This is a genomic window from Micromonospora sp. CPCC 205558, assembly GCF_036902955.1.
Classification (GTDB): Bacteria; Actinomycetota; Actinomycetes; order Mycobacteriales; family Micromonosporaceae; genus Micromonospora.
Window position 1 is genome coordinate 166,934 of the sequence record NZ_JBAKHR010000011.1, and the last position, 25,867, is coordinate 192,800.

Genomic DNA, 25,867 nt, shown 5'->3' on the forward strand with positions numbered 1-25,867 from the left:
CGCCGCCGTCCGTACGGGCGGCGGCGGACCGGCGGGTCACCAGCCGCGCAGGAAGCGCAGCCCGAGCAGGAACGCGACCACGGCGGGCCCCACCAGCAGGGTGATCGCCTGGAGGCGGTACGGCATCCGGTGCCGGGTCAGCTCCCCCGCGTTGCCCAGCACGATGGCCCCGGCCAGCATCAGGAACGCCCCCCACCAACCGGTCTTGAGGTGGATCAGATCCACCCGGATCAGTTGCAGGGTCAGGCCGAGCAGCGCTCCGGTCAGCGCGAGCAGGGCCACCGCCCGGTGCAGGCCCCGGGCCAGCGGGTGGGCCGCCCGCCAGCCGTAGGTGCCGGCGACCGCCAGGCAGGGCAGCACCACCAGCAGCGGCCAGCCCCGCCCCATCACGCCGAACATCAGCAGCGCGCCGACCGCGAAGACGATCGTGCCGACGCAGGCGAGCATGTACCCGGCGAAGGCCCGGCCACCCCCACGGGCCAGCAACGGCCCGCCGCTGGCCGCGATCAACGCGGCCGGGATCAGGATGAACACCGCCCACCAGTGGAACTGGCCGCTGCCCTGAGCAGCCGTGGCGACCGTGGCACAGGCCAGCCCGGCGACGGCCAGACTGGTCAGCCACGGCCGGCTGCTCCGGGAGTACGGCTCAGCCAACGACGTCCGCTCCGCTTCGACGCTCACGCTGGTCAGCCTCGCCCGAGGTGGCCCGACCGGTCCATCCGGCCAGCCCTACCGTCGCGCGGGGGCTGGCCGGAACAGCGGCTCGCACCGCTGTCAGCTCGTCTCGCCGGCCACGCTGAACGAGCGCAGGCGGTCGATGGCGAGCACGGTGAAGCCGACGCTGAACAGCGCGGTCATCACCGACGCCACCGACACCGACACGCTCGTCTCCAGCAGCCCGGTGGGGGCGATCCGGTCGGCGAGAGCGATCACGTACTGCTGGATGGAGAGCACTTTGGTGCCACTGACGAAGTTGCCCAGCAGACCCTCCCAGATCAGCACGTAGACCAGGCCGAGTAGCACCGGCCGCCTGGTGACCAGGCTGAGCGCGAGGAAGAACGCCGAGTACGCCAGCGCGCCGAGCGCCGCCGCGGCCGCCAGCGCCAGACCGAGGCGTACCGAATTGGCGAGCACCCCCGCCACGTAGAGCGGCACCGCCGCGGTGACCGCGGTGACCCCGGTGGCCACCGCGAGCTTCGGCAGCACGATCTGCCAGCGCGGCAGCGGCTTGGTCAGGATGTGCACCACCGTGCCGTCGTCGATCTCGGCGCCCAGCACGCCCGTGCCGATGATCAGCGCAACTACCGGCAGCACCACGGCAAGCCCGAGACCTACCAGCACCGGCGGCCCCCAGTGGCGCGGATCCACCCCCAGCGACCGGCAGAGCACGGCCAGCCCGAGCAGCACCAACGGCAGCGGTAACAGCAGCAGGAACCGACGTCGGCCGAACAACCCGCGTGCGGTGATCCAGGTAACGGTCGACATGTCATCTTCCTTCGTTCGTCACTGCGGGGCTCACTCGCTGCGCTCGTTCACTCCTCGCCCGCACCGGTCAGGCCTCCACGAGGTAGGAGAAGACGCTCTCCAGGGACTCGTCGGACGGCACCAGCTGGCGCACCCGGATGCCCTTGTCCAGTGCGATCCGGGGTAGCGCCCGGGTGAACGCGCCGTAGTCACCGGCCCGTACGGTCAGGCCGGTCGGGTCCAGCTCGACCCCACTCACCGACGCCTCGGCGATCAGCGCGATGGCCAGCGCGCGGTCGTCGGTGGAGCGCACCGCGAAGACGTGCGGACGGTTGGTCATCAACCGGCGGATGGTCCGGAAGTCGCCGGAGGCGGCCAACCGCCCGGCCACCATCACCTGCACCGTCCCGGAGACCTGCTCGACCTCCTCCAGGATGTGCGAGCTGAACAGGATCGTCCGGCCGGCGTCGCCCAGGGTGTGCAGCAGCTGCATCATGTGCAGCCGCTGGCGCGGGTCCATGCCGTTGAACGGCTCGTCGAGCAGCAGCACCTGCGGGTCGTGCACCAACGCGGCGGCCACCCGGGCGCGTTGGCGCATGCCCTTGGAGTACGTGCCGATCCGGCGGTCCTGCGCCGATTCCAGCTCCACCAGGTCGATCGCCCGTCGGGCCGCGGCCGCGGGATCGGGCAGCCGGTGCAGTTTCGCGCTGGCCAGCACGAACTCGTACGCGGTGAGGAAACCCTGCACCGCCTCCCGTTCGCTGACCAGCCCCAGCCGCCGGTAGACGTCGGGGTTGCGCCAGGTCGGCTCGTCGTCGAGGGTGACAGTGCCGCGCGACGGGGCGAGGAACCCGGCCATCATGTGCAGCAGCGTGGTCTTGCCGGCGCCGTTCGGGCCGAGCAGCCCGGTCACACCCGGCCCCAGGGCCATGCTGATGTCGTTGACGGCGACCACATTGCCGTACCACCGGGACACCCCGGTCAGGCTCAGCGTGCTCATCAGGAGGCGACCTTCCGGTAGCGGGCCAGCAGGAGGGCGGTCGCGCCGGCGACCAGCAGCACCGCGGCCAGGGCGTAGACCGGGCCGAACCCGCCGATCATCATCTCGCCCGGATCGCCCTCGACCAGCAGGTCACCCAGCGACCAGATGCCCACCCCCTGCACCAGCGTGGAGGGCGAGGCGAGCCCGGCCAGTTCGTTGGCGGCGCGCGACGGCAGGATGCTCAGCACCCCGACGATCGGGGTGGTCATCAGGAAGACCGCCACCACCCCACCGGCGGCGAAGGCGCGCTTGCCGGTCAGCGAGGCGACCAGCAGCCCGACCGAGGCGAAGACCACCGCCCACAGCCCGGCGTAGAGCAGCCCGGGCAGCAGGTCGAGCAGCTCGTTCCACACCCCACGCAGGCCCTGCTTGGTGGTGAACGCGGCACCCAGGAACATCAGCAGCTGCGGCCCACCGAGCAGCAGCCAGAGGGCGGTGACCAGCGCGAGCAACTTGGCCAACGCGTAGTCGGCGCGCGGCAGCGGCCGGGAGAAGTACAGCGGCAGCACACCGCTGCGCAGGTCCCGGGAGACCAACTCCGGAGCGACGACCGCGACGAAGAAGATGACCAGCCAGCTCATCGCGTCGGCGAACTGGGCGTACGTGGCGACCGGCTCACCGATCTGGCTGCGTACGGCGGCCAGGACCACCGCGACCAGGGTGACGATGCCGACCACCAGCCACGGGAAGATCTTGGCCTTGGCGCTGCGCCCGAACCCGAACGCGGTGCGCAGACCGTGCAGGTAGAGCGCGCCGAAGACCTGTCGACGGCCCAGCCTCGGACCCTCGTAGCGCTGGTAGCCGATGTCGTGGATGACGCCGGACGGCGTGGGGCGCACGGCGGCGGTGGACGGCTCAGGCATGAGCGAGCTCCCTCGTGGCGAAGAGTTCGGCCACCCGGTGCCGGCGCTGGTCCAGTCGGTGCAGTGGCAGGTCCAGTTCGGCGACCGCACCGAGGATCAGGTCGTAGGTGCCGTCGTCGGCTAGCGGCACGAGCAGCAGCCGCCCGTCCCGGGCGACCGGCAGTTTCAGCTCGGCGAGTCGGGCGGCGAGCTCCTCGGTGCCCTCGCTGACCTCCACGGCGAGCACGTCGGTGGCCGTGGTCATCGCGGAGATGTTGTCGGCGCGCAGCAACCGGCCGCCGTCGATGGCGATCAGCGTGTCGCAGATCCGCTCGACCTCGCCGAGCAGGTGCGAGCAGACCAGCACGGAGATGCCGAACTCGGTGCCGATCCGGTGTACCAGGGCCAGCATGGCGTCGCGGCCGGCCGGGTCCAGGCCGTTGGTCGGCTCGTCCAGCAACAGCAGATCCGGGTCGTGCACGAGAGCCTGGGCCAGCTTGACGCGCTGCTTCATGCCGGTCGAGTAGCCACCGACCGGACGATAGCGCTCCTCGTAGAGCCCCACGTGCCGCAGCGCCTCGGAGGCCCGCTCCCGAGCCGCGGTACGGGGCAGGCCGCTCATCCGGCCGAGGTGGGTCACCAGCTCGGCGGCGGACAGGTCCGGTGGGAGGCAGTCGTGCTCCGGCATGTAGCCAACCCGGTTGCGGACAGCCGCCGGGTTTGCGGTCGGGTCGATGCCCAGCACCGACACCTGACCACTGGTTGGTGCGATCAGGCCGAGCAGGATCTTGATCAAGGTGGATTTGCCGGCGCCGTTCGCGCCCACCAAGCCGATGATCCCGGGCTCGACGGCGACGGTGAGGTCGGCCAGCGCGGTGACCCGACCTCCGTACGTCTTGGTGAGCGACTGGGTCGCGATCAGTGTCACTCGCCCAGAGTAGGGAGTCGATGCCCAGCATGGACACCGGCGCGCCCCCGGCGCTCCCCTGATCCTTTGTCAGCTGGACCCCTAAGGTGCGCGTCGGGGCCCGCGCGGCGTTTTCGCCTGTCCTGCGTTCGGCCGGACCCCGCTTCCGGAAAGCCCCATCCGGGGTGACACCATTCACCTCTCGTTCATCAGGCAGCGACCCGCCGGGTGATCGACCGATGACGCGGGAGGAATCCTGATGGCCGAGGTCAGCGTCCCCAAGGTGAGCGTCGTGGTGCCGGCGTACAACTGCGGCCCGCACATCGAGAAGCTCGTCGCCTCGCTGCTACGCCAGTCACTGCCCGCCGACGAATTCGAAACGATCTTCGTCGATGACGGCTCGACCGACGAGACGGCCGAGCGGCTGGATCGGCTGGCCGCTGAGCACCCACACATCACTGTGCTGCACATCGAGAACTCCGGCTGGCCGTCGCGTCCCCGCAACCTCGGTATCGAGCAGGCCCGCGGCGAGTACGTCTTCTTCGCCGACGACGACGACTGGTTCGCCCACGAGGCGCTGGAGCGGCTGCACGCCTGCGCAAAGGTGAACGACGCCGACATCGTGATCGGGAAGATGGCCGGGTACGGGCGCCCCGTCCCGCGGGAGCTGTTTCGGAAGAACCGCTTCGACGCCACCCTGGGCAACTCCCCCCTGATCGACAGCCTGACCTGCCACAAGCTGTTCCGACGGTCGTTCCTCAACGAGCACGGTCTGCGGTTCCCGGAGGGCGGCAAGCGTCGGCTGGAGGACCATTCGCTGGTCGTCCGGGCCTACTTCCTGTCCCGGCGCACCTCCGTTTTGTCCGACTACACCTGCTACCACCACGTTCAACGGGGCGACGCACGCAACGTCACCGCAGGCCCGCTGGACCCGTCGAGCTACTTCGCCAGCGTGCGGGAGGCGCTGGACGTCGTGGACGCCAACACCGAGCCGGGCCCGCTGCGGGACCGGCTGCATCGACGCTGGCTGCGCAACGAGATGCTCAGCAAGCTGCGCGGCAAGCGGCTGCTGAACGTCCCCGAGGCATGGCTGGAGCAGGTTGCGCTGGAGACCCAGAAGATCATCCAGGACCGCTTCGCCCCTGGCGTCGCCGGCGGGCTGCCGCCTCTGCTCCGAGCCGTGGCGTACCTGGCGGAGCGGGGTCGCGTCGCGGACCTGCGCAGACTCGCCCACTGGGAGGCGGGCATCGCCGCACACGGCACCATCGACGAACTTCGGCAGGCCGACCACGCCGTCACGGTGACCGTCGCCGCCGAGCTGCGCTCCGCGGACCAGCCGGTCGGCTTCCGCGCCGACGGTGACCGCGACGTGCTGATACTCCCGATGGAGGAGATCGCCCCCGAGGTGCTCGATGCCACCGCGCAGGTGCGCAAGGCCCGCCTGGACCTGGTGGCCCGCCACCGGGAGACCGGCATCGAGATCTTCCTGCCGAACACCTTCCAGACCGAGCGGATCACCGGTACGACCGGAGCGGACACCGTCCACCTGGTGCACCGGGCCACCGCCACCATCGACTTCGCCGCCCTCAACGGCGGCCGGACCAAGGGCAGGTGGCTGCTCAAGGCCCGGATCACCAATGTGGGCTGGACCGAGGACGCGCGACTGCCGCTGGTGCTCATCTGCCGGGCCGACGGCTCACGGCCCCGGATCCGCGACGAGCGGAAGGTGTGGAACCGGCTGCGGTCGGCGGTAGGCCGGCGGATCAGACGCTGATCCGCCCGCGGGGGTCCTAGAGTGGCACCCTCGACCGATCGGCGGTCGGCTGCGAAACTGTGTGCCGGTCAGCGAGTGGGGAGCGTGGATGAGCAACGGCTGGGTGCTGCCCGACGAGGTGCTACGGGACGCGCCGGCGTACACGCCACGTCCCGGTGAGCTCGCGGATCTGGAGCTGCTGCTGACCGGTGCGTACGCTCCTCTGACCGGCTTCATGACCCGCGCCGACCTGGTCTCGGTGAGCCGACGCGCCCGACTGGCCGACGGCACACCGTGGCAGGTCGCGGTGGTGCTCCAGGTGCCGGCCGCACTGGCACAGAGCTTCGACCCGCGCGACCCGGCCCGCCGGGCGCTCGTGCTGACCGACGGGGAGGGCGCGCCGGCGGCCGCCCTGGACGTGGCCGACGTCTGGCCGATCCGCGACGGCGTGGCGGGGGTGGGCGGCCAGGTCCGGCGACTGGGCGACGGTGGGCACGGCCCGTTCCAGCGACTGCGTCGTACCCCGGAGGAGGTCCGCGCGCTGCTGCCCCCGGGCCGGGTGCTCGGGGTGATCGCCGATCGGCCGCTGCATCGTCCGCAGCTCGCCCAGATCGCCCATGCCGCCCGCACTCTGGCCGCGCATCTGCTCGTGATGATCCCGGTCGGCGAGGGCGGCGTCGGCGGGCTCCCGCCGGAGGCGTTGGTCCGTACGATCTTCGCCGCCCGGGACCGGATGCCGCCCGCCACCCTGGTCGCGGTGCCGCTGTCGCACCGAAACGAGGAGATCAGCGACGCGTTGCTGCGCGCCCGGGTCTCCGCCGCGTACGGGGTCACCCACCTGCTCTCCACCGGGGAGATGCTCTCCGGCGCCGGGCTGCGGGTGCTGGTGCCGCGCGAGCTCGCCTACGACAACCGCGACGGGCAGTGGCGCTGGCGGGAGGACATCCCACCGCGCAACCGCCGGCTCGCGCTGACCCAGGCAGAGATCGACGACCTGCTCGACCGGGGTTTTCCGCTACCGGAGTGGCACACACCGCCCGCCGTGGCACGGGAGTTGGCCCGGGCCCGGCCACCACGTCGGCAGCGAGGGCTGGTGGTCTTCCTGACCGGCCTCTCCGGTTCCGGCAAGTCGACGGTCGCCCGAGGGCTGGCGGACGCGTTGCGGGAGAGCGGCGACCGCACGGTGACCCTGCTCGACGGCGACGTGGTGCGCCGGGAGCTCTCCGCCGGGCTGAGCTTCAGCAAGGCCGACCGGGATCTCAACGTCCGGCGGATCGGCTGGGTGGCCGCCGAGATCGCCCGGCACCGTGGGGTGAGCATCTGCTGCCCGATCGCCCCGTACGCCGCGGCCCGCGCCACCGCCCGGGAGATGGCACTCGCCGCCGGGGCGGGTTTCGTGCTGGTGCACGTGGCCACCCCGTTGGAGGTGTGCGAGCGGAGGGACCGCAAGGGCCTGTACGCGCGAGCGCGGGCCGGTCTGCTCACCGGGATGACCGGCATCGACGACCCGTACGAGGAGCCGACGGACGCTGATCTGGTTCTCGACACCAGCGACGTGAGCGTGGCGGACGCGGTGCAGGCCGTGCTGCACCACCTGACCGAGACCGGCTGGGTGGAGCTGACGATCGCGTCCACCTGAGGCGTCGCTGTACCCGTTCCTTCCACCGCTGACCCGCACGCGCTAGTGTTCATCTTTGTTGGAACACGTTCGACCACGTGAGAGTACGTGGACCCCGGGGAGGCACGGCGGATGCTCGCTCAGCAGCGGCAGGCGGCCATCCTGGAGCGGGTCCGCTCGACCGGCGGCGTCCGGGTCAGCGAGTTGGCAGGCGAGTTCGGCGTGTCCGACATGACCATCCGGCGTGACCTGGATGCGCTGCACGAGCGCGGCCTGCTGGCCAAGGTGCACGGCGGTGCCACCACGACCGGGCCGAGCTCGACCGACGAGCCGGGCTTCCACGCCAAGTCGGTCCGCCAACTGTCGGAGAAGGCGGCCATCGCCGACCGGGCCGCTCAGCTGGTCCGGCCGGGCGCGGCGGTCGCGCTCTCCGCGGGCACCACCACGGCCGAGCTGGCCCGCCGCCTGCTGGACGTGCCCGAGCTGACCGTGGTGACCAACTCGCTGCCGGTGGCCGAGATCATGCACGCCGGCGGCCGCCCGGACCAGACGGTGGTGCTCACCGGCGGCGTACGCACACCGTCGGACGCGCTGGTCGGTCCACTCGCGGTGGGAGCCGTCCGGTCGCTGCACCTGGATCTGCTCTTCCTGGGCGTCCACGGCATCACCGAGCGGGCCGGCTTCACCACCCCGAACCTCATGGAGGCGGAGACCGATCGGGCGCTCGTGGCCGCGGCGGACCAACTGGTGGTGCTCGCCGACCACACCAAGTGGGGCACGGTGGGCATCTCCTCGATCGTCGAGCTGGCGGCGGCCCACGTACTGGTCAGCGACGACCGGTTGCCCCCACCCGCGCGACGGGTACTCGGCGAACGGGTGGGCGAACTGATCATGGTGAAGGCAACAAGGGGCGGGCCGCGTGACGCGCACGCCGACAACTGAGGGGAAAGCGCCGTGAAGCGCACCGCGATCGACCTGGCCGACGGCCGGGAGCTGATCTACTTCGACGAGCGCGACGACGCGGTCCGCGACCAGCCGGACCGCCGGGACCTGCCGCCGCCTCCCCCCGCGTCCCAGCTGCGCTACGACCCGCTGACCGACGAGTGGGTGGCGGTCGCCGTGCACCGGCAGACCCGCACCTTCCTCCCGCCGGCGAACGAGTGCCCCCTCGACCCGTCGGTGGGCGACCGGCTGACCGAGATCCCCGCACCCGACTACGACGTGGTGGTCTTCGAGAACCGGTTCCCGTCGCTGAGCGGTCGGGTGGCCGAGGAGCCCGGGGAGATCACCCCGTTCACACCCGTCCGGCCGGGCCTCGGCCGGTGCGAGGTGGTCTGCTTCACCTCCGACCACAACGCCTCCTTCGCGAGCCTGCCGCCGAGCCGGGTTCGCACCGTGCTGGACGCGCTCGCCGACCGCACCGAGGTGCTCGGCGACCTACCCGGTGTGGAGCAGGTCTTCTGCTTCGAGAACCGCGGCGTCGAGATCGGTGTCACGCTGCACCACCCACACGGGCAGATCTACGCGTACCCCTTCGTGACGCCGCGCACCCGCGCGATGCTGGCCGCGGCACGCCGGCACGCCGAGCGGACCGGCGGGGGCAACCTGTACGCGGACGTGCTGGCCGCCGAGCGCGCCACCGGTGACCGGGTGGTGGCCGAGAACGAGCACTGGACGGCGTTCGTCCCGGCGGCGGCCCGGTGGCCGTTCGAGGTGCACGTCGCGCCGCACCGGGTGGTGCCGGACATCCCGGCGCTCAGCGACAGCGAACGGGACTCGTTCGGGCCGCTCTACCTGGATCTGCTGCGCCGCTTCGACGGCCTGTTCGACATGCCGATGCCGTACATCTCGGCCTGGCATCAGGCACCGGTACGGATCGATCGCGAGCTGGGTTATCTGCACCTGCAGCTGTTCAGCATCCGGCGGGCCCCGGACAAGCTGAAGTACCTGGCCGGCTCCGAGTCCGGGATGGGCGTCTTCATCAACGACATCGCGCCGGAACGCGCCGCCGACCTGCTGCGTGCCGCCTGAGCAGGCCTGCTCTGGCAGGTGTCTGAGCTCGGCCGGGCCCGAGCGGTGGGAAACAGGGCGCGGGGGGCCCGGGACAGGGCCCCCCGCAGGGAAGGGACGGCTGGCTGTGCACGGCACAGCCGGGAAGGCTGGCTGATCGGCGCACGGGTGCCGCGGGTCGACCGAAGTCAACCTTCCTGGACTCGACTGGCATCTCGTCCATCCTGGTCAACGAGGCGCGCCGGGGGCAGTGACGCCGATCGGCGCGGCGGCGCCGGACACGCCGAAGCCCGCCGGCAGAGTGCCGGCGGGCTCCGATGACGCGGTACGCCTGGGTCAGGCGGCGATCTTGCGGGCCAGGTTCTCGTCGAGCGCGTTCATGAACTCGTCGGTGGTCAGCCACGGGGCGTCGCGCGAGATGAGCAGCGCGAGGTCCTTGGTCATCTGGCCGCCCTCGACGGTGTCGACGATGACCTGCTCCAGGGTGTTGGCGAACTCGGTGACCGCCGGGGTGCCGTCCAGCTTGCCCCGGTGGGCCAGGCCCCGGGTCCAGGCGTAGATCGACGCGATCGGGTTGGTCGAGGTCTTCTCGCCCTTCTGGTACTGCCGGTAGTGCCGGGTGACCGTGCCGTGCGCGGCCTCGGCCTCGACGGTCCGGCCGTCCGGGGAGAGCAGGACGGAGGTCATCAGACCCAGCGAGCCGAAGCCCTGCGCGACGGTGTCGGACTGCACGTCACCGTCGTAGTTCTTGCAGGCCCAGACGTAGCCGCCCTCCCACTTGAGCGCGGCGGCGACCATGTCGTCGATGAGCCGGTGCTCGTAGGTGATGCCGGCGGCGGCGAACTCGGCCTTGAACTCGGTCTCGAACACCTCGGCGAAGATGTCCTTGAACCGGCCGTCGTACGCCTTGAGGATGGTGTTCTTGGTGGACAGGTAGACCGGGTAGTTGCGGTCCAGCCCGTACCGGAAAGACGCCCGGGCGAAGTCCCGGATCGACTCGTCGTAGTTGTACATGCCCATGGCGATGCCGCCGCCGGGGAAGTTGGCGACCTCCATCTCCATCGGCGCGCCGCCGTCGGCCGGGGTGTAGGTGATGGTCACCGTGCCCGGGCCGGGGACGACGAAGTCGGTGGCCTTGTACTGGTCACCGTGGGCGTGCCGGCCGATGATGATCGGCTTGGTCCAGCCGGGGACCAGCCGCGGCACGTTGGACATGATGATCGGCTCACGGAAGACGACGCCGCCGAGGATGTTGCGGATGGTGCCGTTGGGCGACCGCCACATCTTCTTCAGGCCGAACTCCTCGACCCGGGCCTCGTCTGGGGTGATGGTCGCGCACTTGACGCCGACGCCGTGCTCCTTGATGGCGTTGGCGGCGTCGATCGTGACCTGGTCGTCGGTCTCGTCGCGGTGCTGGATCGACAGGTCGTAGTAGTGCAGGTCGACGTCGAGGTAGGGCAGGATCAGCTGCTCCCGGATCTGCTTCCAGATGATCCGGGTCATCTCGTCGCCGTCGAGTTCTACGACCGGGTTGTTTACCTTGATCTTCGCCATCGGCCGGCGCTCCTCTCGGGGGACACGTGCTCAAGCAGTACGAGCGTACTGCAATTGGGCCGGCAGCCCCCAGCCGGCCTCGGCCGGCCGGCGGAACCGGACAACGCGGAACAGGAACGCCCTGGGATCATCGCCCGATGCCACTGAGCCGCACCCTCGGGTCTATCACGGTCACCGCGCTCACCGACGGTGAGGGTGCCTTCTTCCAGCCTCGCGCGGATGCGTTTCCGCAGGCAACGGCAGCGCACTGGGCGGAGGCCGACCGGCGCGACCCCGGCGCGGTGACCGCCGACGGCCGGTGGTGGCTGCCGTTCCGCAGCTTCGCGATCCGCGCTGGCGATGGCCCGGTCACACTCGTCGACGCCGGGATCGGCCCGGCCGACTCACCCGCCGCGAGCTGGGCGCCGGTCCCCGGCCGGATGCCCGCCGAGTTGGCCGCCGCGGGCATCGACCCGGCCGACGTCGACACTGTCGTCCTGACCCACCTGCACAGCGACCACATCGGGTGGGCGGTCACCGGCACGGCCGGGCGGCCGTACTTTCCGAACGCGAGCTACCTGGTGCAGCGCGCCGAGATCGACGCGGCGGAGTCGCTCAACCCTGGGCTACCGGCCGGCCTCATCGCGCCCCTGCGCGCCGCCGGCCAGCTCCGGGTGGTCGACGGCGAGACCGCTCTCACCCCGGCGGTACGCCTGCTGCCCACCCCCGGCCACACCCCCGGTCACCAGTCGGTGCTCCTGACCTCGGCCGACGATCGGATGCTGCTCACCGGCGACCTGCTGGTGCACATGGTGCAACTCGTCGACCCCGACCTGGCGTACGCCCACGAGGAAGACCCGGACGAGGCCCGCACCTCCCGCCGAACCACCCTGCAAACCCACTCACCCACCGTCCTGGCCACCCCCCACCTCGGAACCCCCTTCACCCCCCGCCCCCCAGTCCCCCGCCCCCCTGCCCCCCAGTCCCCCGGGCCTCACAGCCCGTTGATCATGAAGTTATTGCCACGACACGCCGATCCGGAGGGCAATAACTTCATGATCGAAGGGGTGCCGCGAAGGGATCACCCATCGGAGCGGTCGAGCAAGCCCCTCGATCCTGGATAGAGGGGTAACGCGAGCCCGGGAGACCACTACAACCAGGATCGAGCACGATCTCGATGGAAGATCCGCGCAACATCACCGACGCTGCGCCCACCCCGTCCGCCGACCCACCAACCGACGCCCTCCCTCGCCACCCACCCCATCCTCGTGATCAAGAGGTTCGCGTCACCAGGGCCGCGGTTCCTGACGCAAACCTCTTGATCAACTGGCGAACGGCGGGGATGGACGGCGGGGATGGACGGCGGGGATGGACGGTGGGGATGGACGGCGAAGGGCGCGCCGGGTTTGCCGGCGCGCCCTTCGCTGATGCTGTGGTTCGGGGGAACTACATGCTGGAGATGTCGGCCTGCTTGGCGCGGACGGCCTCGGCGGCCTCCAGGAGGCTGGCGCGCTCGTCGGCGTCCAGGTCGGTCTCGACGACCCGCTTGACGCCCTCGGCGCCGATCTGGGCCTCGACACCCAGGTAGACACCGGAGATGCCGTACTCGCCGTCGACCCAGGCGCAGACCGGCATGACGTCGCCGGAGTCCTCGGCCACAGCCTTCGCCATCCGGGCAGCCGCGGCGGACGGGGCGTAGTACGCCGAGCCGGTCTTCAGCAGCGCGACGACCTCCGCGCCACCGTTACGGGTCTTGACGACCAGTTCCTCGATCTGCTCGGCCGGCATCACGTCACGCAGCGGCTTGCCGTTGACGGTGCTCTTCGACGGCACCGGGACCATGGTGTCGCCGTGCGAGCCCAGGGTCAGCGTGCGTACCGACGCAACCGGCACGTTCAGCGCCTCGGCGACGAAGTTGCTGAACCGGGCGGTGTCGAGCATGCCGGCCTGGCCGAGCACCCGGTTCTTCGGGAACTGGGTGGCGAGCTGGGCCAGCGCGGTCATCTCGTCCAGCGGGTTGGAGACCACGATGACGACGGCGTTCGGGGCGTACTTGGCGACGTTCTCGGCGACCTGACGGACGATCTTGGCGTTGGTCTCCAGCAGGTCCATCCGGCTCATGCCGGGCTTCCGCGGCAGACCAGCGGTGATCACGACGACGTCGGAGCCCTCGATGCCCTCGTAGCCCTCACCGTTGGGGCCGGTCGTCACGCCGACGACCTTGGTCTCGAAGCCCTCGATGGCGCGGGACTGGTTGAGGTCGAGCGCGAGACCCGCGGGCTTACCTTCCACGATGTCGGTGATCACTACGGTGTCGAAGACGTCGTACTCGGCCAGGCGCTGTGCGGTGGTGGAGCCGTAGAAGCCAGCCCCGACGACAGTGACCTTCTTACCCATGGTCGTCCCACTCCCTGATACCAGTCGGTTTTCCGGACCGTATCAGTCATCCTGGCACCGATCAGGCCAGGGGCGGCGGCCATCGCCGGGATGGGGCGAACGTCACCGGTGTCGCCGGCGCACGCTTCAGCCGCGTTCGGCGCGCTCCACGACGTTGGTGAGCAGCATGGCCCGGGTCATCGGGCCCACGCCGCCGGGCATGGGGACCAGCGCGCCGGCCGTCTCCACCACCTCCGGGTCCACGTCGCCGGTGTAGCGGCCCTTGCCGTCGGCGCCGATCACGCGGGTGATGCCGACATCCACCACCACCGCACCCGGATTGATCATGTCGGCGGTGAGCAGACCCGGCACGCCGGCCGCGACGATGACGATGTCGGCGGCGCGGGTGTGCGAGGCGAGGTCCAGGGTGCCGGTGTGGCACAGGGTGACAGTGGCGTTCTCGCTGCGCCTGGTGAGCAGGAGGCCGAGCGGACGGCCGACGGTGTTGCCCCGACCGACCACCGCGACGGTGGCCCCGCGCAGCGCCACGTCGTGTCGGCGGAGCAGCTCGACGATGCCGCGCGGGGTGCACGGCAGCGGGCCGTCGTAGCCGAGCACCAGCCGACCCAGGTTGACCGGGTGCAGGCCGTCGGCGTCCTTGTCCGGGTCGATCAGCTCCAGCACGCGCTGGGTGTCGAGGTGGGCCGGCAGCGGCAACTGGACGATGTAGCCGTGGCACGCCGGGTCGGCGTTCAACTCGGCCAACACGTCGTCGACCTGCTGCTGGATGGCGTCGGCCGGCAGTTCGCGGCGGATCGAGGCGATGCCCACCTCGGCGCAGTCGCGGTGCTTGCCGTTGACGTACGCCTGGCTGCCCGGATCCGCCCCGACCAGGACCGTGCCGAGCCCGGGGATGATGCCGCGTTCCGCGAGCGCCTTCACCCGTATGCGCAGCTCGTCCTTGATCTCCGCTGCGGTTGCCTTGCCGTCCAGAAGCGTCGCCGTCACGACCAGATCGTCTCACGGCGGGCCCCCACGGTTCGGATGACCTCAGCTCAGGGCCGTCCGCCGCCACTGGCGGGCGCCGCTCGCCGAACGGCCGGGCCGAGTTGAGCCGGTCGCCGCCAGAGTGACCGTGTGTGACGTGTTGCTAGTCACCCTCGGTCACCATTCGTGGATTCGATCACAGGCAGACCGGACAGACCGCGCCGGCACTGCGGAAACCCGACTCCCAACCCAGGCGGCATCAAGCCCATCCAGCCGGGCTCAATCAGCCCATCACTCAACCAGATATTCGCAGGGTATGCCGACAAGTCCGGTTTGGGGTAGCAGCACTTCTCGTCTGCGACAACTGAAGCGACCCCAGACCGTTACCCATCCGCGACCGCGTCGTTGTCGAAGGCTCGCCGCCGACCTACCGTTACCGCTTGTTGCGCAGCGTAAACCCAGCGTCGGGCCTGACTGCGCAGCGTGAGGAGATGAGGAGGCTCAATGCGAGTTCGTAGACTCGCCGCCTGGACCGCCCTCCCGCTCGCGGTGACGCTGGGCCTCGCGGCCTGCGGCAGCGGCGGAGACGGTGGATCCGGCGGCAGCAACAGTTCGGCGGTCAGCATCCAGATCGCCGAGCCGAAGCACCTGGTTCCCACCAACACCACCGAGACGTCCGGGGCGCAGGTGCTCACCGGCCTGTTCAGCCCGCTCGTCGACTACGACGCCCAGAACAAGCCGTACGAGGTCGCAGCGCAGTCGGTGACCTCGTCCGACAACAAGGTCTGGACGATCAAGCTCAAGGACGGCTTCACCTTCCACAACGGTGAGAAGGCCAAGTCCGACAACTACATCAACGCCTGGAACTACGGCGCGTACGCCCCCAACGGTCAGGACAGCAACTACTTCTTCGAGAAGATCGCTGGTTACGCCGACCTGCAGGGCAAGGCGCCGAAGGCCAAGGAGATGTCCGGTCTGAAGAAGGTCGACGACCTCACCTTCACCGTGACGCTGTCCGACCCGTACATCGACTTCAAGACGGTGCTCGGCTACACCGCGTTCTACCCGATGCCGGACGCCGCGTTCTCGGCCCCGGGCGTGCTCAAGGACTCCTACGAGCAGGCGCCGATCGGGCAGGGCCCCTTCAAGATGAAGGGCACCTGGCAGCACGACAGCAAGATCGACGTCGAGCGCTACGACGCGTACCCGGGCGAGAAGCCCAAGGTCAAGAACATCGAGTTCCGGATCTACCAGCAGCTGACCGCGGCCTACGCGGACGTCCTGGCGGACAACCTGGATGTGCTGCCCACGATCCCGTCCGAGAGCCTGAGCACCGCGCCGAGCGACCTGGGCGACCGGTACAAGACCAGCCCGATGTCGTCGTTCCAGTTCCTGGCGTTCCCGACGTTCGACAAGGACTACAGCAACCCGGACGTGCGTAAGGCCATCTCGATGGCGATCGACCGTGACGAGATCACCAAGTCGGTCTTCAAGGGCTCGCAGACGCCGGCGCGCTCCTTTGTCTCGCCGGTCCTGCCGGGCTACCGGGACAACACCGCGGGCAAGGCCGCCGAGTTCAACCCGACCGAGGCCAAGAAGCTCTACCAGGCCGCCGGTGGTCCGTCGAAGATCGTCATCTCCTACAACGGCGACGGCGGTCACAAGGACTGGGTCGACGCCACGGTCAACCAGCTCAAGGCCAATCTGGGTGTCGACGCCGTCGGTTCGGCCGAGCCGAAGTTCGCCGACCTGCTGACCAAGGTCGAGAAGAAGACGCCGGTGGGTATGTTCCGGATGGCCTGGGTCATGGACTACCCGACCATGGAGGACTACCTCGGCCCGCTGTACACCACGAACGGCTCGTCGAACTATTACGGCTACAGCAACCCGGACTTCGACCGGCTGGTCAAGGAGGGTTCCGCTGCCAAGACGCAGGAAGAGGCGATCGCCAAGTACCAGCAGGCGGAGGACATCCTGGCCAAGGACATGCCGGTGATCCCGCTCCGCTTCGGCGAGAACGTGTTCGGCACCTCGTCCAAGGTCAAGAACGTGGAGATGGACCTGTTCCAGCGGGTCAACCTCGTCAAGATCGAAGCAGCCAGCTGAGCTGACCATGGTGCGGGCCACCTGGGCGACGACGCCCGGGTGGCCCGGACCGCACCACCGGGGCCGGGCCGCAGCAGCGCGCCCGGCGTCGGTGGTGCCGGCTCCCCCGGGCCGGACGGCACGTCTCGGATATTTCGGGTACGACCAGAGATGCCGTCCTGCGACCCTTTCGCACATTTCCGGAGAGACTGCTAAGCATGTTCCGCTACATCCTGCGGCGCCTACTGCAGATGGTCCTGGCGTTCTTCGGGACCACCCTGATCGTCTACGCGCTGACATTCGCCGGGCAGGGCGACCCCATCCAGGCGCTCGCCGGCGAACGGCCGGTCACGCCAGCCCAACGGGCCTACCTGACCGAGAAGTACCACCTGGACGCCACGGGCGTCGGCGGCTTCTTCTACCGCTACTTCGACTACGTGAAGAACCTGCTCCAGGGCAACCTGGGCGAGTCACTCACCGGTCGGAGCATCGGTGACATCCTCCAGCAGGCCTGGCCGGTCACCGTGCGGCTCGCGCTCATCGCGCTCGCAGTGGCGATCATCTTCGGCGTCACCGCCGGGGTTCTCGCCGGCATCCGCCGGGCCAGCATCTTCGACAACTCGACGCTGGTGCTGACCCTGCTGGTGCTGGGCGTCCCGACCATCGTGCTGGCGCCGCTGGCGCAGTATTTCCTGGGCGTCAAGTGGCAGCTCTTCCCGCCCACCGCCGGCTCCGACCCGACGTTCTACGCGCTGCTGCTGCCGGGCATCGTGCTCGGCTCGCTGTCGCTGGCCACCGCCCTACGCCTCACCCGGGCCTCGGTGGCGGAGAACCTGCGCGCCGACTACGTCCGGACCGCCCGGTCCAAGGGCCTCGTCAAGCGGCGCATCGTCATCGTCCACGTGCTGCGCAACTCACTGATCCCGGTGGTCACCTTCCTCGGTGTGGAACTGGGCAACCTGATGAGCGGCGCGATCATCACCGAGGGCGTCTTCAACATCCCCGGCGTGGGCTTCAACCTCTTCCGCGGCATCCGCACCGAGGACGGCCCCCTGGTGGTGGGCATCGTCAGCGTGCTCGTCGTGGTCTACCTGGTCTCGAACCTGGTGGTGGACGTCCTGTACGCCGTACTCGACCCGAGGATCCGCTATGAGTGAGCAGGCATGAGCGACTTTGAGACTGTGGCGGCCACCGAGAACCAGGCCGCGCGACGTGGCCCCTCGGGCGAACCGGGCACACCCAACCAGATCGGCGCCGCGAACAAGCCGCGCAGCCTGGCCGGGGACGCCTGGCGCGACCTGCGCCGCAACCCGATCTTCTGGATCTCGCTGGCGCTGGTCGTCATCTTCACCCTGATGGCGCTGCTCCCCGGGGTGTTCACCGCGAACGACCCGAACGACTGCGTGCTCTCCCGGCAGCACGCCGGGCCGTCCGGCGGCGCGATCTTCGGGTACGACTTCCAGGGCTGCGACACGTACTCGCGGGCGGTCTACGGCACCCGGGCTTCGCTGCTGGTCGGCGCGCTGGCCGCGTTCGGCACCGGAATCATCGCGCTGGTGGTCGGCATGTTGGCCGGTTACTTCGGCCGCTGGGTCGACGCGGTGCTCTCCCGGGTGATCGACGTGGTGCTCGGCATCCCGCTGCTGCTGGCCGCGATCGTGCTGCTCAAGCGGGTGTCCAGTGACAACCAGTGGGCTCGGGTCGGCGCTGTCGTCTTCGTGCTGGCTCTCCTCGGCTGGACCACCGCCGCCCGGGTGGTCCGCTCCTCGGTGATCACCGCCAAGGAGCAGGACTACGTCGCCGCGGCCCGGATGCTCGGCGCCGGCAACAGCCGGATCATGTGGCGGCACATCCTGCCGAACTCGCTGGCCCCGGCGATCGTCGTGCTGACCATCGCGCTCGGCTCGTTCATCGCGACCGAGGCGACCCTCTCCTTCCTGGGCATCGGCCTGAAGGCGCCCACCATCTCGTGGGGCCAGGACATCGACACCGGCCGGATCCACATGCGGGAGGCCGCCACCCCGTTGATCGTCCCGTCGGCCTTCCTGGCACTGACCGTGCTGGCGTTCATCATGCTCGGCGACGCGATTCGTGACGCCTTCGACCCGAAGCTGCGGTGAGAACCTCCATGCCAGCGCGAGGAGTGAGCGAAACGAGCCCCGCAGTCGCGAGCGAAAGGCAGGCACAGTCATGACGGTTCAACCCACGCCCGCCTCCGCCACACCCGAGGGCGGTCACCTGCTGGACTTGCGGGACCTGCACGTCGAGTTCCGCACCAACGAGGGTGTCGCCCGGGTGCTCAACGGCGTGTCGTACCACCTGGACGCCGGCGAGACCCTGGCCGTGCTCGGCGAATCCGGCTCGGGCAAGTCGGTCACCGCCCAGGCGATCATGGGCATCCTGGACAGCCCGCCCGCGTTCGTCCGCTCCGGCCAGATCCTCTACCAGGGTAAGGACCTGCTCACCCGCTCCGAGGAGCAGCGCCGGCAGGTACGCGGCAAGGAGATCGCGATGATCTTCCAGGACGCGCTCTCCGCCCTCAACCCGGTCTTTCCGGTGGGTTGGCAGATCGGTGAGACGCTGCGCCAGCGCGCCGGAATGTCCCGAGCCGACGCTCGACGTCGGGCCATCGAGCTGATGGATCTGGTCAAGATCCCGGGTGCCGCCAAGCGGATCGGTGACTACCCGCACCAGTTCTCCGGTGGTATGCGTCAGCGCGTCATGATCGCCATGGCGTTGGCCCTGGATCCGAAGGTGCTGATCGCCGACGAGCCCACCACCGCACTCGACGTGACAGTGCAGGCCCAGATCATGGACCTGCTGGCCGACCTGCGCCGGGAACTCAACATGGCGATGATCCTGATCACCCACGACCTGGGTGTGGTCGCCGGTGTCGCGGACCGGATCGCGGTCATGTACGCCGGCCGGATCGTCGAGCACGCCGACGTGCGCTCGCTCTACAAGGCGCCCGCCCACCCGTACACCAAGGGGTTGTTGGAGTCGATCCCGCGCCTGGACGTCCGCGGCCAGGAACTGTCGACGATCAAGGGGTTGCCGCCGAACCTGATGCGCATCCCGTCCGGCTGCCCGTTCCACCCCCGGTGCCCGTACGCGCAGCAGGTCTGCGTGGACGAGTTTCCGCACGACCTGGTCCTTGGCGACGGCCGGACCAGCGCTTGCCACTTCGCGCAGGAGGTCCGTGATGACAGCGTCGCCCGCTAACCCCACCAAGGTCCGCGGCGAGACCATCCTCTCCGTCGACAACCTGGTGAAGCATTTCCCGATCACTCAGGGCGTGCTGTTCCAGCGTCAGATCGGGGCGGTGAAGGCCGTCGACGGGGTGAGCTTCGAGCTGCGTCGGGGCGAGACGCTCGGCGTGGTCGGCGAGTCCGGCTGCGGCAAGTCCACCCTCGCCCGGCTGCTGATGCGGCTGGAGACGCCCACCTCCGGACGCGCCACCCTGGAGGGCAAGGATCTGTTCAAGGCTTCCGGAGGCGCGCTGCGCCGGTTGCGCCGCAACATGCAGATGGTGATGCAGGACCCGTACACCTCGCTGAACCCGCGGATGACCGTCGGCGACATCATCGGCGAGCCGTTCGACATCCACCCGGACGCGGCGCCGAAGGGCAGCAAGCAGAAGCGGGTCCAGGAGCTGTTGGACCTGGTCGGGCTCAACCCGGAGCACATCAACCGGTACCCGCACCAGTTCTCCGGCGGTCAGCGTCAGCGCATCGGCATCGCCCGCGCGCTCGCGTTGAAGCCCGAGGTGATCGTCTGCGACGAGCCGGTGTCGGCGCTGGACGTCTCCATCCAGGCCCAGGTGATCAACCTGCTCAAGCAGCTACAGGGCGAGCTCGGGCTCTCGTACATCTTCATCGCGCACGACCTGTCCGTGGTACGGCACATCGCCGACCGCGTCGCGGTGATGTATCTCGGCCGGATCGTCGAGATCGGCACCGAGGACGAGATCTACGAGCGGGCCACCCACCCGTACACCCAGGCTCTGCTCTCTGCGGTGCCGGTGCCGGACCCGGAGGCCCGCGACCAGCGCAACATGATCCGGCTGGTCGGCGATGTGCCCAGCCCGGCCGACCCGCCGAGCGGGTGCCACTTCCGGACCCGCTGCTGGAAGGCCCAGGACATCTGCGCCGTGGAGGACCCGCAGACGGTCCCCCGGGCAGCGGACCCCCACCCGTCCGCCTGCCACTTCGCCGAACTCCGCCCCACCCCGGCCTGACCCCGCCCCACCCCGGCCTGACCCCGGCCCACCCCGGCCGGGGCCGGCCCCGGACCGGCCCTGGCCGTTGATCATGAAGTTATTGCCCTGACACGCCGACGCGCAGGGCAATAACTTCATGATCGACCGGATTTCGCGGCCCCGGCGGTGGGTCAGTGGAAGAAGTGGCGGGTTCCGGTCAGGTACATCGTCACGTTGGCCTTCTTTGCCGCTTCGATGACCTCTTCGTCGCGGATCGAGCCGCCCGGCTGCACGATGGCGCGGACCCCGGCGTCGATCAGGATCTGCGGGCCGTCGGCGAACGGGAAGAACGCGTCCGAGGCGGCGACCGACCCCCGGGCGCGGTCGGCACCGGCGCGGGTGACCGCGAGCTGCGCCGAGTCGACCCGGTTGACCTGCCCCATGCCGACCCCGACGGTGGCACCGTCCTTGGCGAGCAGGATCGCGTTGCTCTTCACCGCGCGGACCGCCCGCCACGCGAACGCGAGGTCCCGCAGCAGCTCCTCGTCGGCGGCCTCGCCGGTCGCCAACTGCCAGGTCGCCGGGTCGTCGCCGGGGGCGTTCACCCGGTCGGCGACCTGGGCCAGCACGCCACCGGTCACCGACCGCAACTCCACCAGCGCCGGCGTCCAGGCCGGTGCCCGCAGCAGCCGGATGTTCTTCTTGCCCTGCAGCACCTCGACCGCGCCCTCGTCGAAGCCGGGGGCGACCACCACCTCGGTGAAGATGTCGGCGACCTGCCGGGCCAGCTCGACCGATACCGGCTGGTTGACAGCGATCACACCACCGTATGCCGACACCGGGTCGCAGGCGTGCGCCTTACGGTGCGCCTCGGCCACGTCCGCGCCGACAGCGATGCCGCACGGGTTGGCGTGCTTGATGATGGCCACCGCCGGCTGGTCGGCGAAGTCGTTGGCGGCCCGCCAGGCGGCGTCCGCGTCGACGTAGTTGTTGTACGACATCTCCTTGCCGTGCAACTGCTCGGCCTGGGCCAGCCCCGCCGGGGCGTTCGGGTCGGTGTAGAGCGCGGCCGGCTGGTGCGGGTTCTCGCCGTAGCGCAGCGCTGTCGACTTGCGCAGCGTCAGCCCCGCGAACTGCGGCCACCAGTCGTCGGCCGGGGCCAGCTCCTGGGCGCACCACTGGGCCACCGCGACGTCGTACTCGGCGATGTCGGCGAACGCCCGGGCAGCCAGCGCGCGACGCTGGGCCAGGGTGAAGCCACCCTCGCTGAGCGCGCCGATCAGCGCCGGGTAACCGGCCGGGTCGGTGAGCACGGCGACCGAGGCGTGGTTCTTGGCGGCGGCCCGCACCATGGCCGGGCCACCGATGTCGATCTGCTCCACGCACTCCTCGACGCCCGCGCCGGACGCGACGGTCGCCTGGAACGGGTAGAGGTTGGAGACCAGCAGGTCGAACGCCGCCACGCCCAGCTCGTCGAGCTGCGTGACGTGGGTGTCCTTCCGCAGGTCCGCGAGGAGACCCGCGTGCACCTTCGGGTGCAGGGTCTTCACCCGGCCGTCGAGCACCTCGGGGAACCCGGTCACCGTCTCCACCGGCGTCACCGGCACCCCGGCGGCGGCGATGGTGCCCGCCGTGCTGCCGGTGGAGACGATCTCCACACCGGCCGCGTGCAGGGCCTGAGCCAGCTCGACCAACCCGGTCTTGTCGTAGACGCTGACCAGCGCCCGCCTGATCGGGCGGCGCCCGTCCTGAGTGGGACTCACGGAACCGTGACCTTCCTTCCGGTGATGGTCCAGCCTTCGCGGACCAGGCGACCGACCTGCTCGACGAGCTGGCGCCGCTCAGCTTCCTTGATGCGCTCGGTGAGCGCGTCCACGTCGTCGTCGTCCAGCACCGGCACCGCGACCTGCGCGACGATCGGCCCGGTGTCCATGCCGGCGTCGACGAAGAAGAGGGTGGCTCCGGTGAGCTTCACGCCGTAGGCGAGGGCGTCACGCGGGCCGTGGATGCCGGGGAACGCCGGCAGCAGCGTGTTGTGGGTGTTCAGGTAGCGGTCGCCGAAGGCGGCGAGGAAGTGCGGGCCGACCAGCTTGAGGAAACCGGCGGAGATGACCAGGTCGGGTTGGTGCTTCGCGACGTGCGCGGTGAGCGCGCGGTCCCAGTCTTCCCGGGTGTCGTGGTCGCGGACCCGCTCGACGAACGTCGGCACCCCCGCCGCGTCGGCCCGGTCCAGGCCCGCGATGCCGTCGCGGTCCGCGCCGACCGCGACGACCTGTGCGCCGTACGCGGGGTCGGCGGCGGCATCCAGCAGCGACTGAAGGTTGCTCCCGGAGCCGGAGATGAGGACGACGATGCGGGCGACAGACGCAGGCTCGGTCACCGGGCCACCCTATCGGCAGGTCAGCGGCGCCCTTCGGCTGGGCGGCACGCCGATCTTCGGCGTGCACAGGTGCATCGACCCGGTACGCTGCCGCTCGCTCGGGCCGAACATCGCAGCGGCCCACACACCGCCGCTGATCGGGCACGTGAAGCGGTCGATATGTTGCAGTTCACGTGCTTTGGCGGACATGTCCTCCCGCTGCTCTACTGGGCTTTAGGAGGACTGACCGCGATCATGGATGGAAACAAAGAGCACCAACTGACAGAACCCACTGCAAGGAGCTTCTCGAATGCAGCCCGGTAACCCCGGTCAGGACCCGTACGGCCAGCAGCCCAACCAGGACCCGACCGCTCCCCCGCCGCCGGCCGCCCCGTACGGCCAGCAGCCCACCTCCGGCCAGCCGTACGGCCAGCCGTCGCAGGATCCGTACGCCGCACCGCAGGCCCCGTACGGTCAGCAGCCCACCTCGGGGCAGCCGTACGGCCAGCAGTCGCCGTACCAGGACCCGTACGCCCAGCAGCAGCCCTCGTACACCGCCGGCCCGACCTACCCGAACGCCGGGTACCCGCAGGCGCAGGGGCAGAACAACACCCTCGGCCTGGTGTCGATGATCCTCGGTATCGCGTCGATCCCGCTGCTCTGCTGCCTGTACCTGGGCATCCCGGTCGGCATCGCCGCCATCGTGACCGGCTACCTCGCCAAGCAGAAGGTGGCCCAGGGGCAGGCCAACAACGCCGGCCAGGCCAAGGCCGGTCTGATCTGCGGCGCGGTCGGCGTCGGGCTGGGCATCCTGCTGCTCATCCTGAGCGTCGTGGCGCAGGTCAACCTGCCCACCCAGCCCTGACGGGCTCGGATTCAACGGGGCGCTCCGGGTTCACCCGGGGCGCCCCGCGCTCGTCTAGGTCTAGGACCGACGGGTCAGCACCCGGGTGGCTGCGGCACCGAGGAGTGCGCCGGCCGCGATGACACCGGCCGCCACCGCCCCGACCTGCCAACCCACCGGCCCGACCTGCGTCAACCGACCGGCACCAAGCGGCCCACCGGAGACCGCGGCCGCCGCACCGAGCACCACCCCGGCCACCGGCCCGGCCAGCGCCGCCGGGGCCAACAACTCGGCCCAGCGCTGCGCAGCCCGCTCCGGCCCGGCAAGTCGAGCCACCCGACGGGCGAGCAGCCAGCCGGCGACCATCCCGGCCAGCACCGGCACCGCGAGCAGCAGAGCGCCGAAGCCGTCCACCGGGCCGCGCGGCAGGCCAGCGAGCAGCGGCACGGCCGGCAGCGCACCGACCGACACCTCGCTGGTGCGGACCGCGGTGTCGGTTCCGACCGCGAAGCCCGGCCCGAGCAGGTAACTGGTCGACCAGACCGCGGCGTTGGGCGCGTACGCGACGCTGACCAGGGTGATGCCGGCCTGCCCGGCGACCCCGGTCCGGTACGCCCCGATCATGTCGGCCGCGTCGCCGCCACCGGTGGCCACCGCCAGGCCGGCTGCGCCCGCGCCCGCGCCGAGCAACAGCAGCCCGGCCACCAGGCCGGTGCGCACGCCGTCGCGCACCGGGCCCGGCAGCCACACGATGAGCAGCCGGGTCACGGCAGTGATCCGGACCGCGCCGACCAGCGCGGCAAGGGCGCCGACCGCCGCGAACGTGACACCCGCCCGGATCACTGACACATCCGGCCCGCCGGTGCCGACCAGCACCGCCGCGAGCACGCCGAGCAGCGCGTACGCGATGCCGACCGCAGCCGCGGCGAGCAGTGCCCGGCGCGGTGAGCGGGTGTCGCGAGCGCCGATCGCACGGCTGACGTGCACGCCGGCGCGGGTCAGCCGCCAGAGCGCGAGCACGCTCAGCGCGAGCGGGGCGAGCCCGAGCGGACCGGACTCGGTGTGCAGTGGCACGCCGTGCCCGAGCAGCCAGCCGGCCAGCGCGGTGCGCAGGGTGCCGGTCAGGGTGGTGGAGTCCGCGCCGAGCTGCACCAACCCGAGCACGACGGCGACCGGCAGGTACGAGGTGAGGGCGGCCCCGCAGGCGGCCACCCCGGCGGCGACGGGCAGCGGCGCACGCCCGCGCGGCGACCCACCCGCGCGGGGCGCGGGCACCCGCCGGGCCGATGCGGCACGGTCGACCGGCCGGTCGTTGGCGCTCACACCGCCGGGACGGCTGGGACGGTCAGGGGTGACGGGGGACATCAGCTCTACTCTGGCACGTCGCGCGGGCGGTGGCAGTCCGTTAACCCCTCCTAAGGACGACGAGTTCACCGAACCCGCGTCCTGCCCACCCGGGCCGGTCTAGCCTCGGCCCAGAGGGGGCGCGAGTCGCCGCCACCCGGGACGGGTCCGCCAGTCGCCGTCCGGGCCGGCACGTCGCCCATGACCGCTCGGAGGAAGCCGTGACGACGCCATATCCGCCTCCCCCACCACCACCGGCCCAGGGACGCGACCGAACCACCCTCTGGGGCGTGCTGGGCATCGTGCTGGGACTGATCTGCTGCGGCATCCTCGGCATCATCTTCGGCTACCTGTCCATCCGCGACGCCCGGCGGTACGGGCAGTCGCCGCTGCTCGGTTACCTCGCCATCGTGTTCGGCGTGATCAACATCATCGGCGGGGCGATCCTGCGCGCGACCGGCAACTATCCGTTCTGGAACAACGACTGACCGGCCGGGAGCGCGCG

Annotated in this window: 22 protein-coding genes and 1 pseudogene; 12 read left to right on the top strand and 11 right to left on the bottom strand. The window is 70.4% G+C overall.

The annotated features are described in order from the left end of the window. Positions 1-36: 36 nt before the first annotated feature. From V6U86_RS15730 to V6U86_RS15750, 5 genes are all read right to left on the bottom strand, one after another. Positions 37-681 carry a hypothetical protein gene (locus V6U86_RS15730; RefSeq protein ID WP_334503742.1) on the bottom strand — a complete coding sequence of 215 codons (645 nt, stop codon included), beginning with the start codon at positions 679-681 and terminating at the stop codon, positions 37-39. Between the two features lie 93 nt (positions 682-774). Continuing rightward, positions 775-1,485 (bottom strand): ABC transporter permease subunit, encoded by a 711-nt coding sequence (locus V6U86_RS15735; protein WP_334503745.1) that lies wholly within the window; start codon positions 1,483-1,485, stop codon positions 775-777. Between the two features lie 67 nt (positions 1,486-1,552). Beyond that, positions 1,553-2,464: an ABC transporter ATP-binding protein gene (locus V6U86_RS15740; protein ID WP_334503747.1), complete on the bottom strand. Its 912-nt coding sequence runs from the start codon at positions 2,462-2,464 to the stop codon at positions 1,553-1,555. Further along, positions 2,464-3,369, bottom strand: coding sequence for an ABC transporter permease (locus V6U86_RS15745; RefSeq protein ID WP_334503749.1), 906 nt, complete (start codon positions 3,367-3,369; stop codon positions 2,464-2,466). The genes V6U86_RS15740 and V6U86_RS15745 overlap by 1 nt, the downstream gene beginning before the upstream one ends. Beyond that, entirely contained in the window at positions 3,362-4,276 is a 915-nt protein-coding gene (locus V6U86_RS15750) for an ABC transporter ATP-binding protein (protein ID WP_334503751.1), read from the bottom strand. Before V6U86_RS15750 ends, V6U86_RS15745 begins: the two co-directional genes overlap by 8 nt. A 238-nt stretch (positions 4,277-4,514) precedes the next feature. On the opposite strand from V6U86_RS15750, the gene V6U86_RS15755 reads away from it, so the two are divergent. The 4 genes from V6U86_RS15755 to galT all read left to right on the top strand — a co-directional run bounded on the left by V6U86_RS15755 (position 4,515) and on the right by galT (position 9,657). Continuing rightward, complete coding sequence (locus tag V6U86_RS15755; protein ID WP_334503752.1) at positions 4,515-6,029, top strand: glycosyltransferase family 2 protein; 1,515 nt, start codon at positions 4,515-4,517, stop codon at positions 6,027-6,029. A gap of 88 nt (positions 6,030-6,117) precedes the next feature. Next, on the top strand, positions 6,118-7,647 hold the full coding sequence (cysC, locus tag V6U86_RS15760) for an adenylyl-sulfate kinase (RefSeq protein ID WP_334503753.1): 1,530 nt from the start codon (positions 6,118-6,120) through the stop codon (positions 7,645-7,647). A 111-nt stretch (positions 7,648-7,758) separates the two neighbouring features. Further along, positions 7,759-8,568 (top strand): DeoR/GlpR family DNA-binding transcription regulator, encoded by an 810-nt coding sequence (locus V6U86_RS15765; protein WP_334503755.1) that lies wholly within the window; start codon positions 7,759-7,761, stop codon positions 8,566-8,568. A 12-nt stretch (positions 8,569-8,580) separates the two neighbouring features. Then, positions 8,581-9,657, top strand: a complete 1,077-nt coding sequence (gene galT, locus V6U86_RS15770; RefSeq protein ID WP_334503757.1) for a galactose-1-phosphate uridylyltransferase — start codon at positions 8,581-8,583, stop codon at positions 9,655-9,657. A gap of 315 nt (positions 9,658-9,972) precedes the next feature. Here galT and V6U86_RS15775 read toward each other — a convergent pair whose 3' ends face one another. Then, positions 9,973-11,190, bottom strand: a complete 1,218-nt coding sequence (locus V6U86_RS15775) for an NADP-dependent isocitrate dehydrogenase (protein ID WP_124773753.1) — start codon at positions 11,188-11,190, stop codon at positions 9,973-9,975. A 137-nt stretch (positions 11,191-11,327) separates the two neighbouring features. On the opposite strand from V6U86_RS15775, the pseudogene V6U86_RS15780 reads away from it, so the two are divergent. After that, positions 11,328-12,119, top strand: a pseudogene (locus tag V6U86_RS15780) (MBL fold metallo-hydrolase); the annotation flags it as partial. 496 nt (positions 12,120-12,615) lie between these two features. Here V6U86_RS15780 and V6U86_RS15785 read toward each other — a convergent pair. Further along, the gene (locus tag V6U86_RS15785) at positions 12,616-13,566 is read right to left on the bottom strand and encodes a malate dehydrogenase (RefSeq protein WP_334503762.1); all 951 of its coding nucleotides are present in this window, start codon (positions 13,564-13,566) and stop codon (positions 12,616-12,618) included. Between the two features lie 126 nt (positions 13,567-13,692). Further along, the gene (locus V6U86_RS15790; RefSeq protein ID WP_334503765.1) at positions 13,693-14,553 is read right to left on the bottom strand and encodes a bifunctional methylenetetrahydrofolate dehydrogenase/methenyltetrahydrofolate cyclohydrolase; all 861 of its coding nucleotides are present in this window, start codon (positions 14,551-14,553) and stop codon (positions 13,693-13,695) included. 483 nt (positions 14,554-15,036) lie between these two features. Here V6U86_RS15790 and V6U86_RS15795 point away from each other — a divergent pair, with 483 nt between their 5' ends. The 5 genes from V6U86_RS15795 (at position 15,037) to V6U86_RS15815 (ending at position 20,854) form a co-directional block, all read left to right on the top strand. After that, complete coding sequence (locus V6U86_RS15795; RefSeq protein ID WP_334503767.1) at positions 15,037-16,638, top strand: peptide ABC transporter substrate-binding protein; 1,602 nt, start codon at positions 15,037-15,039, stop codon at positions 16,636-16,638. 197 nt (positions 16,639-16,835) lie between these two features. Continuing rightward, the gene (locus V6U86_RS15800) at positions 16,836-17,774 is read left to right on the top strand and encodes an ABC transporter permease (protein ID WP_334503770.1); all 939 of its coding nucleotides are present in this window, start codon (positions 16,836-16,838) and stop codon (positions 17,772-17,774) included. A 6-nt stretch (positions 17,775-17,780) separates the two neighbouring features. Further along, positions 17,781-18,737, top strand: coding sequence for an ABC transporter permease (locus tag V6U86_RS15805; protein WP_334503772.1), 957 nt, complete (start codon positions 17,781-17,783; stop codon positions 18,735-18,737). A 70-nt stretch (positions 18,738-18,807) separates the two neighbouring features. Beyond that, positions 18,808-19,839, top strand: a complete 1,032-nt coding sequence (locus V6U86_RS15810) for an ABC transporter ATP-binding protein (protein WP_334503774.1) — start codon at positions 18,808-18,810, stop codon at positions 19,837-19,839. Next, a complete protein-coding gene (locus V6U86_RS15815) occupies positions 19,820-20,854 on the top strand; it encodes an ABC transporter ATP-binding protein (protein ID WP_334503776.1) in 1,035 nt (344 codons plus the stop codon). The genes V6U86_RS15810 and V6U86_RS15815 overlap by 20 nt, the downstream gene beginning before the upstream one ends. 152 nt (positions 20,855-21,006) lie before the next feature. Here the strand turns inward: V6U86_RS15815 and purH are convergent, their stop codons facing one another. Together purH and purN are read right to left on the bottom strand one after the other, a co-directional pair. Further along, on the bottom strand, positions 21,007-22,578 hold the full coding sequence (purH, locus tag V6U86_RS15820) for a bifunctional phosphoribosylaminoimidazolecarboxamide formyltransferase/IMP cyclohydrolase (RefSeq protein ID WP_334503778.1): 1,572 nt from the start codon (positions 22,576-22,578) through the stop codon (positions 21,007-21,009). Beyond that, on the bottom strand, positions 22,575-23,195 hold the full coding sequence (gene purN, locus V6U86_RS15825) for a phosphoribosylglycinamide formyltransferase (RefSeq protein ID WP_334503781.1): 621 nt from the start codon (positions 23,193-23,195) through the stop codon (positions 22,575-22,577). Before purN ends, purH begins: the two co-directional genes overlap by 4 nt. A 289-nt stretch (positions 23,196-23,484) precedes the next feature. Here purN and V6U86_RS15830 point away from each other — a divergent pair, with 289 nt between their 5' ends. Next, positions 23,485-24,039: a DUF4190 domain-containing protein gene (locus V6U86_RS15830; RefSeq protein WP_334503783.1), complete on the top strand. Its 555-nt coding sequence runs from the start codon at positions 23,485-23,487 to the stop codon at positions 24,037-24,039. A gap of 60 nt (positions 24,040-24,099) precedes the next feature. On the opposite strand, the gene V6U86_RS15835 is transcribed toward V6U86_RS15830, so the two are convergent. After that, positions 24,100-25,383 (bottom strand): cell division protein PerM, encoded by a 1,284-nt coding sequence (locus V6U86_RS15835; protein WP_334503785.1) that lies wholly within the window; start codon positions 25,381-25,383, stop codon positions 24,100-24,102. A gap of 200 nt (positions 25,384-25,583) precedes the next feature. On the opposite strand from V6U86_RS15835, the gene V6U86_RS15840 reads away from it, so the two are divergent. Continuing rightward, complete coding sequence (locus tag V6U86_RS15840) at positions 25,584-25,850, top strand: DUF4190 domain-containing protein (protein ID WP_110563003.1); 267 nt, start codon at positions 25,584-25,586, stop codon at positions 25,848-25,850. Positions 25,851-25,867 lie beyond the last annotated feature (17 nt).

What these genes read in the sequence shown, in the direction of transcription:
- V6U86_RS15735 (WP_334503745.1), bottom strand. Translation starts at nt 1,485, where the DNA reads ATGTCGACCGTTACCTGGATCACCGCACGCGGGTTGTTCGGCCGACGT.
- V6U86_RS15740 (WP_334503747.1), bottom strand. Translation starts at nt 2,464, where the DNA reads ATGAGCACGCTGAGCCTGACCGGGGTGTCCCGGTGGTACGGCAATGTG.
- V6U86_RS15745 (WP_334503749.1), bottom strand. Translation starts at nt 3,369, where the DNA reads ATGCCTGAGCCGTCCACCGCCGCCGTGCGCCCCACGCCGTCCGGCGTC.
- V6U86_RS15755 (WP_334503752.1), top strand. Translation starts at nt 4,515, where the DNA reads ATGGCCGAGGTCAGCGTCCCCAAGGTGAGCGTCGTGGTGCCGGCGTAC.
- cysC (WP_334503753.1), top strand. Translation starts at nt 6,118, where the DNA reads ATGAGCAACGGCTGGGTGCTGCCCGACGAGGTGCTACGGGACGCGCCG.
- V6U86_RS15765 (WP_334503755.1), top strand. Translation starts at nt 7,759, where the DNA reads ATGCTCGCTCAGCAGCGGCAGGCGGCCATCCTGGAGCGGGTCCGCTCG.
- V6U86_RS15775 (WP_124773753.1), bottom strand. Translation starts at nt 11,190, where the DNA reads ATGGCGAAGATCAAGGTAAACAACCCGGTCGTAGAACTCGACGGCGAC.
- V6U86_RS15785 (WP_334503762.1), bottom strand. Translation starts at nt 13,566, where the DNA reads ATGGGTAAGAAGGTCACTGTCGTCGGGGCTGGCTTCTACGGCTCCACC.
- V6U86_RS15795 (WP_334503767.1), top strand. Translation starts at nt 15,037, where the DNA reads ATGCGAGTTCGTAGACTCGCCGCCTGGACCGCCCTCCCGCTCGCGGTG.
- V6U86_RS15800 (WP_334503770.1), top strand. Translation starts at nt 16,836, where the DNA reads ATGTTCCGCTACATCCTGCGGCGCCTACTGCAGATGGTCCTGGCGTTC.
- V6U86_RS15805 (WP_334503772.1), top strand. Translation starts at nt 17,781, where the DNA reads ATGAGCGACTTTGAGACTGTGGCGGCCACCGAGAACCAGGCCGCGCGA.
- V6U86_RS15810 (WP_334503774.1), top strand. Translation starts at nt 18,808, where the DNA reads ATGACGGTTCAACCCACGCCCGCCTCCGCCACACCCGAGGGCGGTCAC.
- V6U86_RS15815 (WP_334503776.1), top strand. Translation starts at nt 19,820, where the DNA reads ATGACAGCGTCGCCCGCTAACCCCACCAAGGTCCGCGGCGAGACCATC.
- V6U86_RS15830 (WP_334503783.1), top strand. Translation starts at nt 23,485, where the DNA reads ATGCAGCCCGGTAACCCCGGTCAGGACCCGTACGGCCAGCAGCCCAAC.
- V6U86_RS15835 (WP_334503785.1), bottom strand. Translation starts at nt 25,383, where the DNA reads ATGTCCCCCGTCACCCCTGACCGTCCCAGCCGTCCCGGCGGTGTGAGC.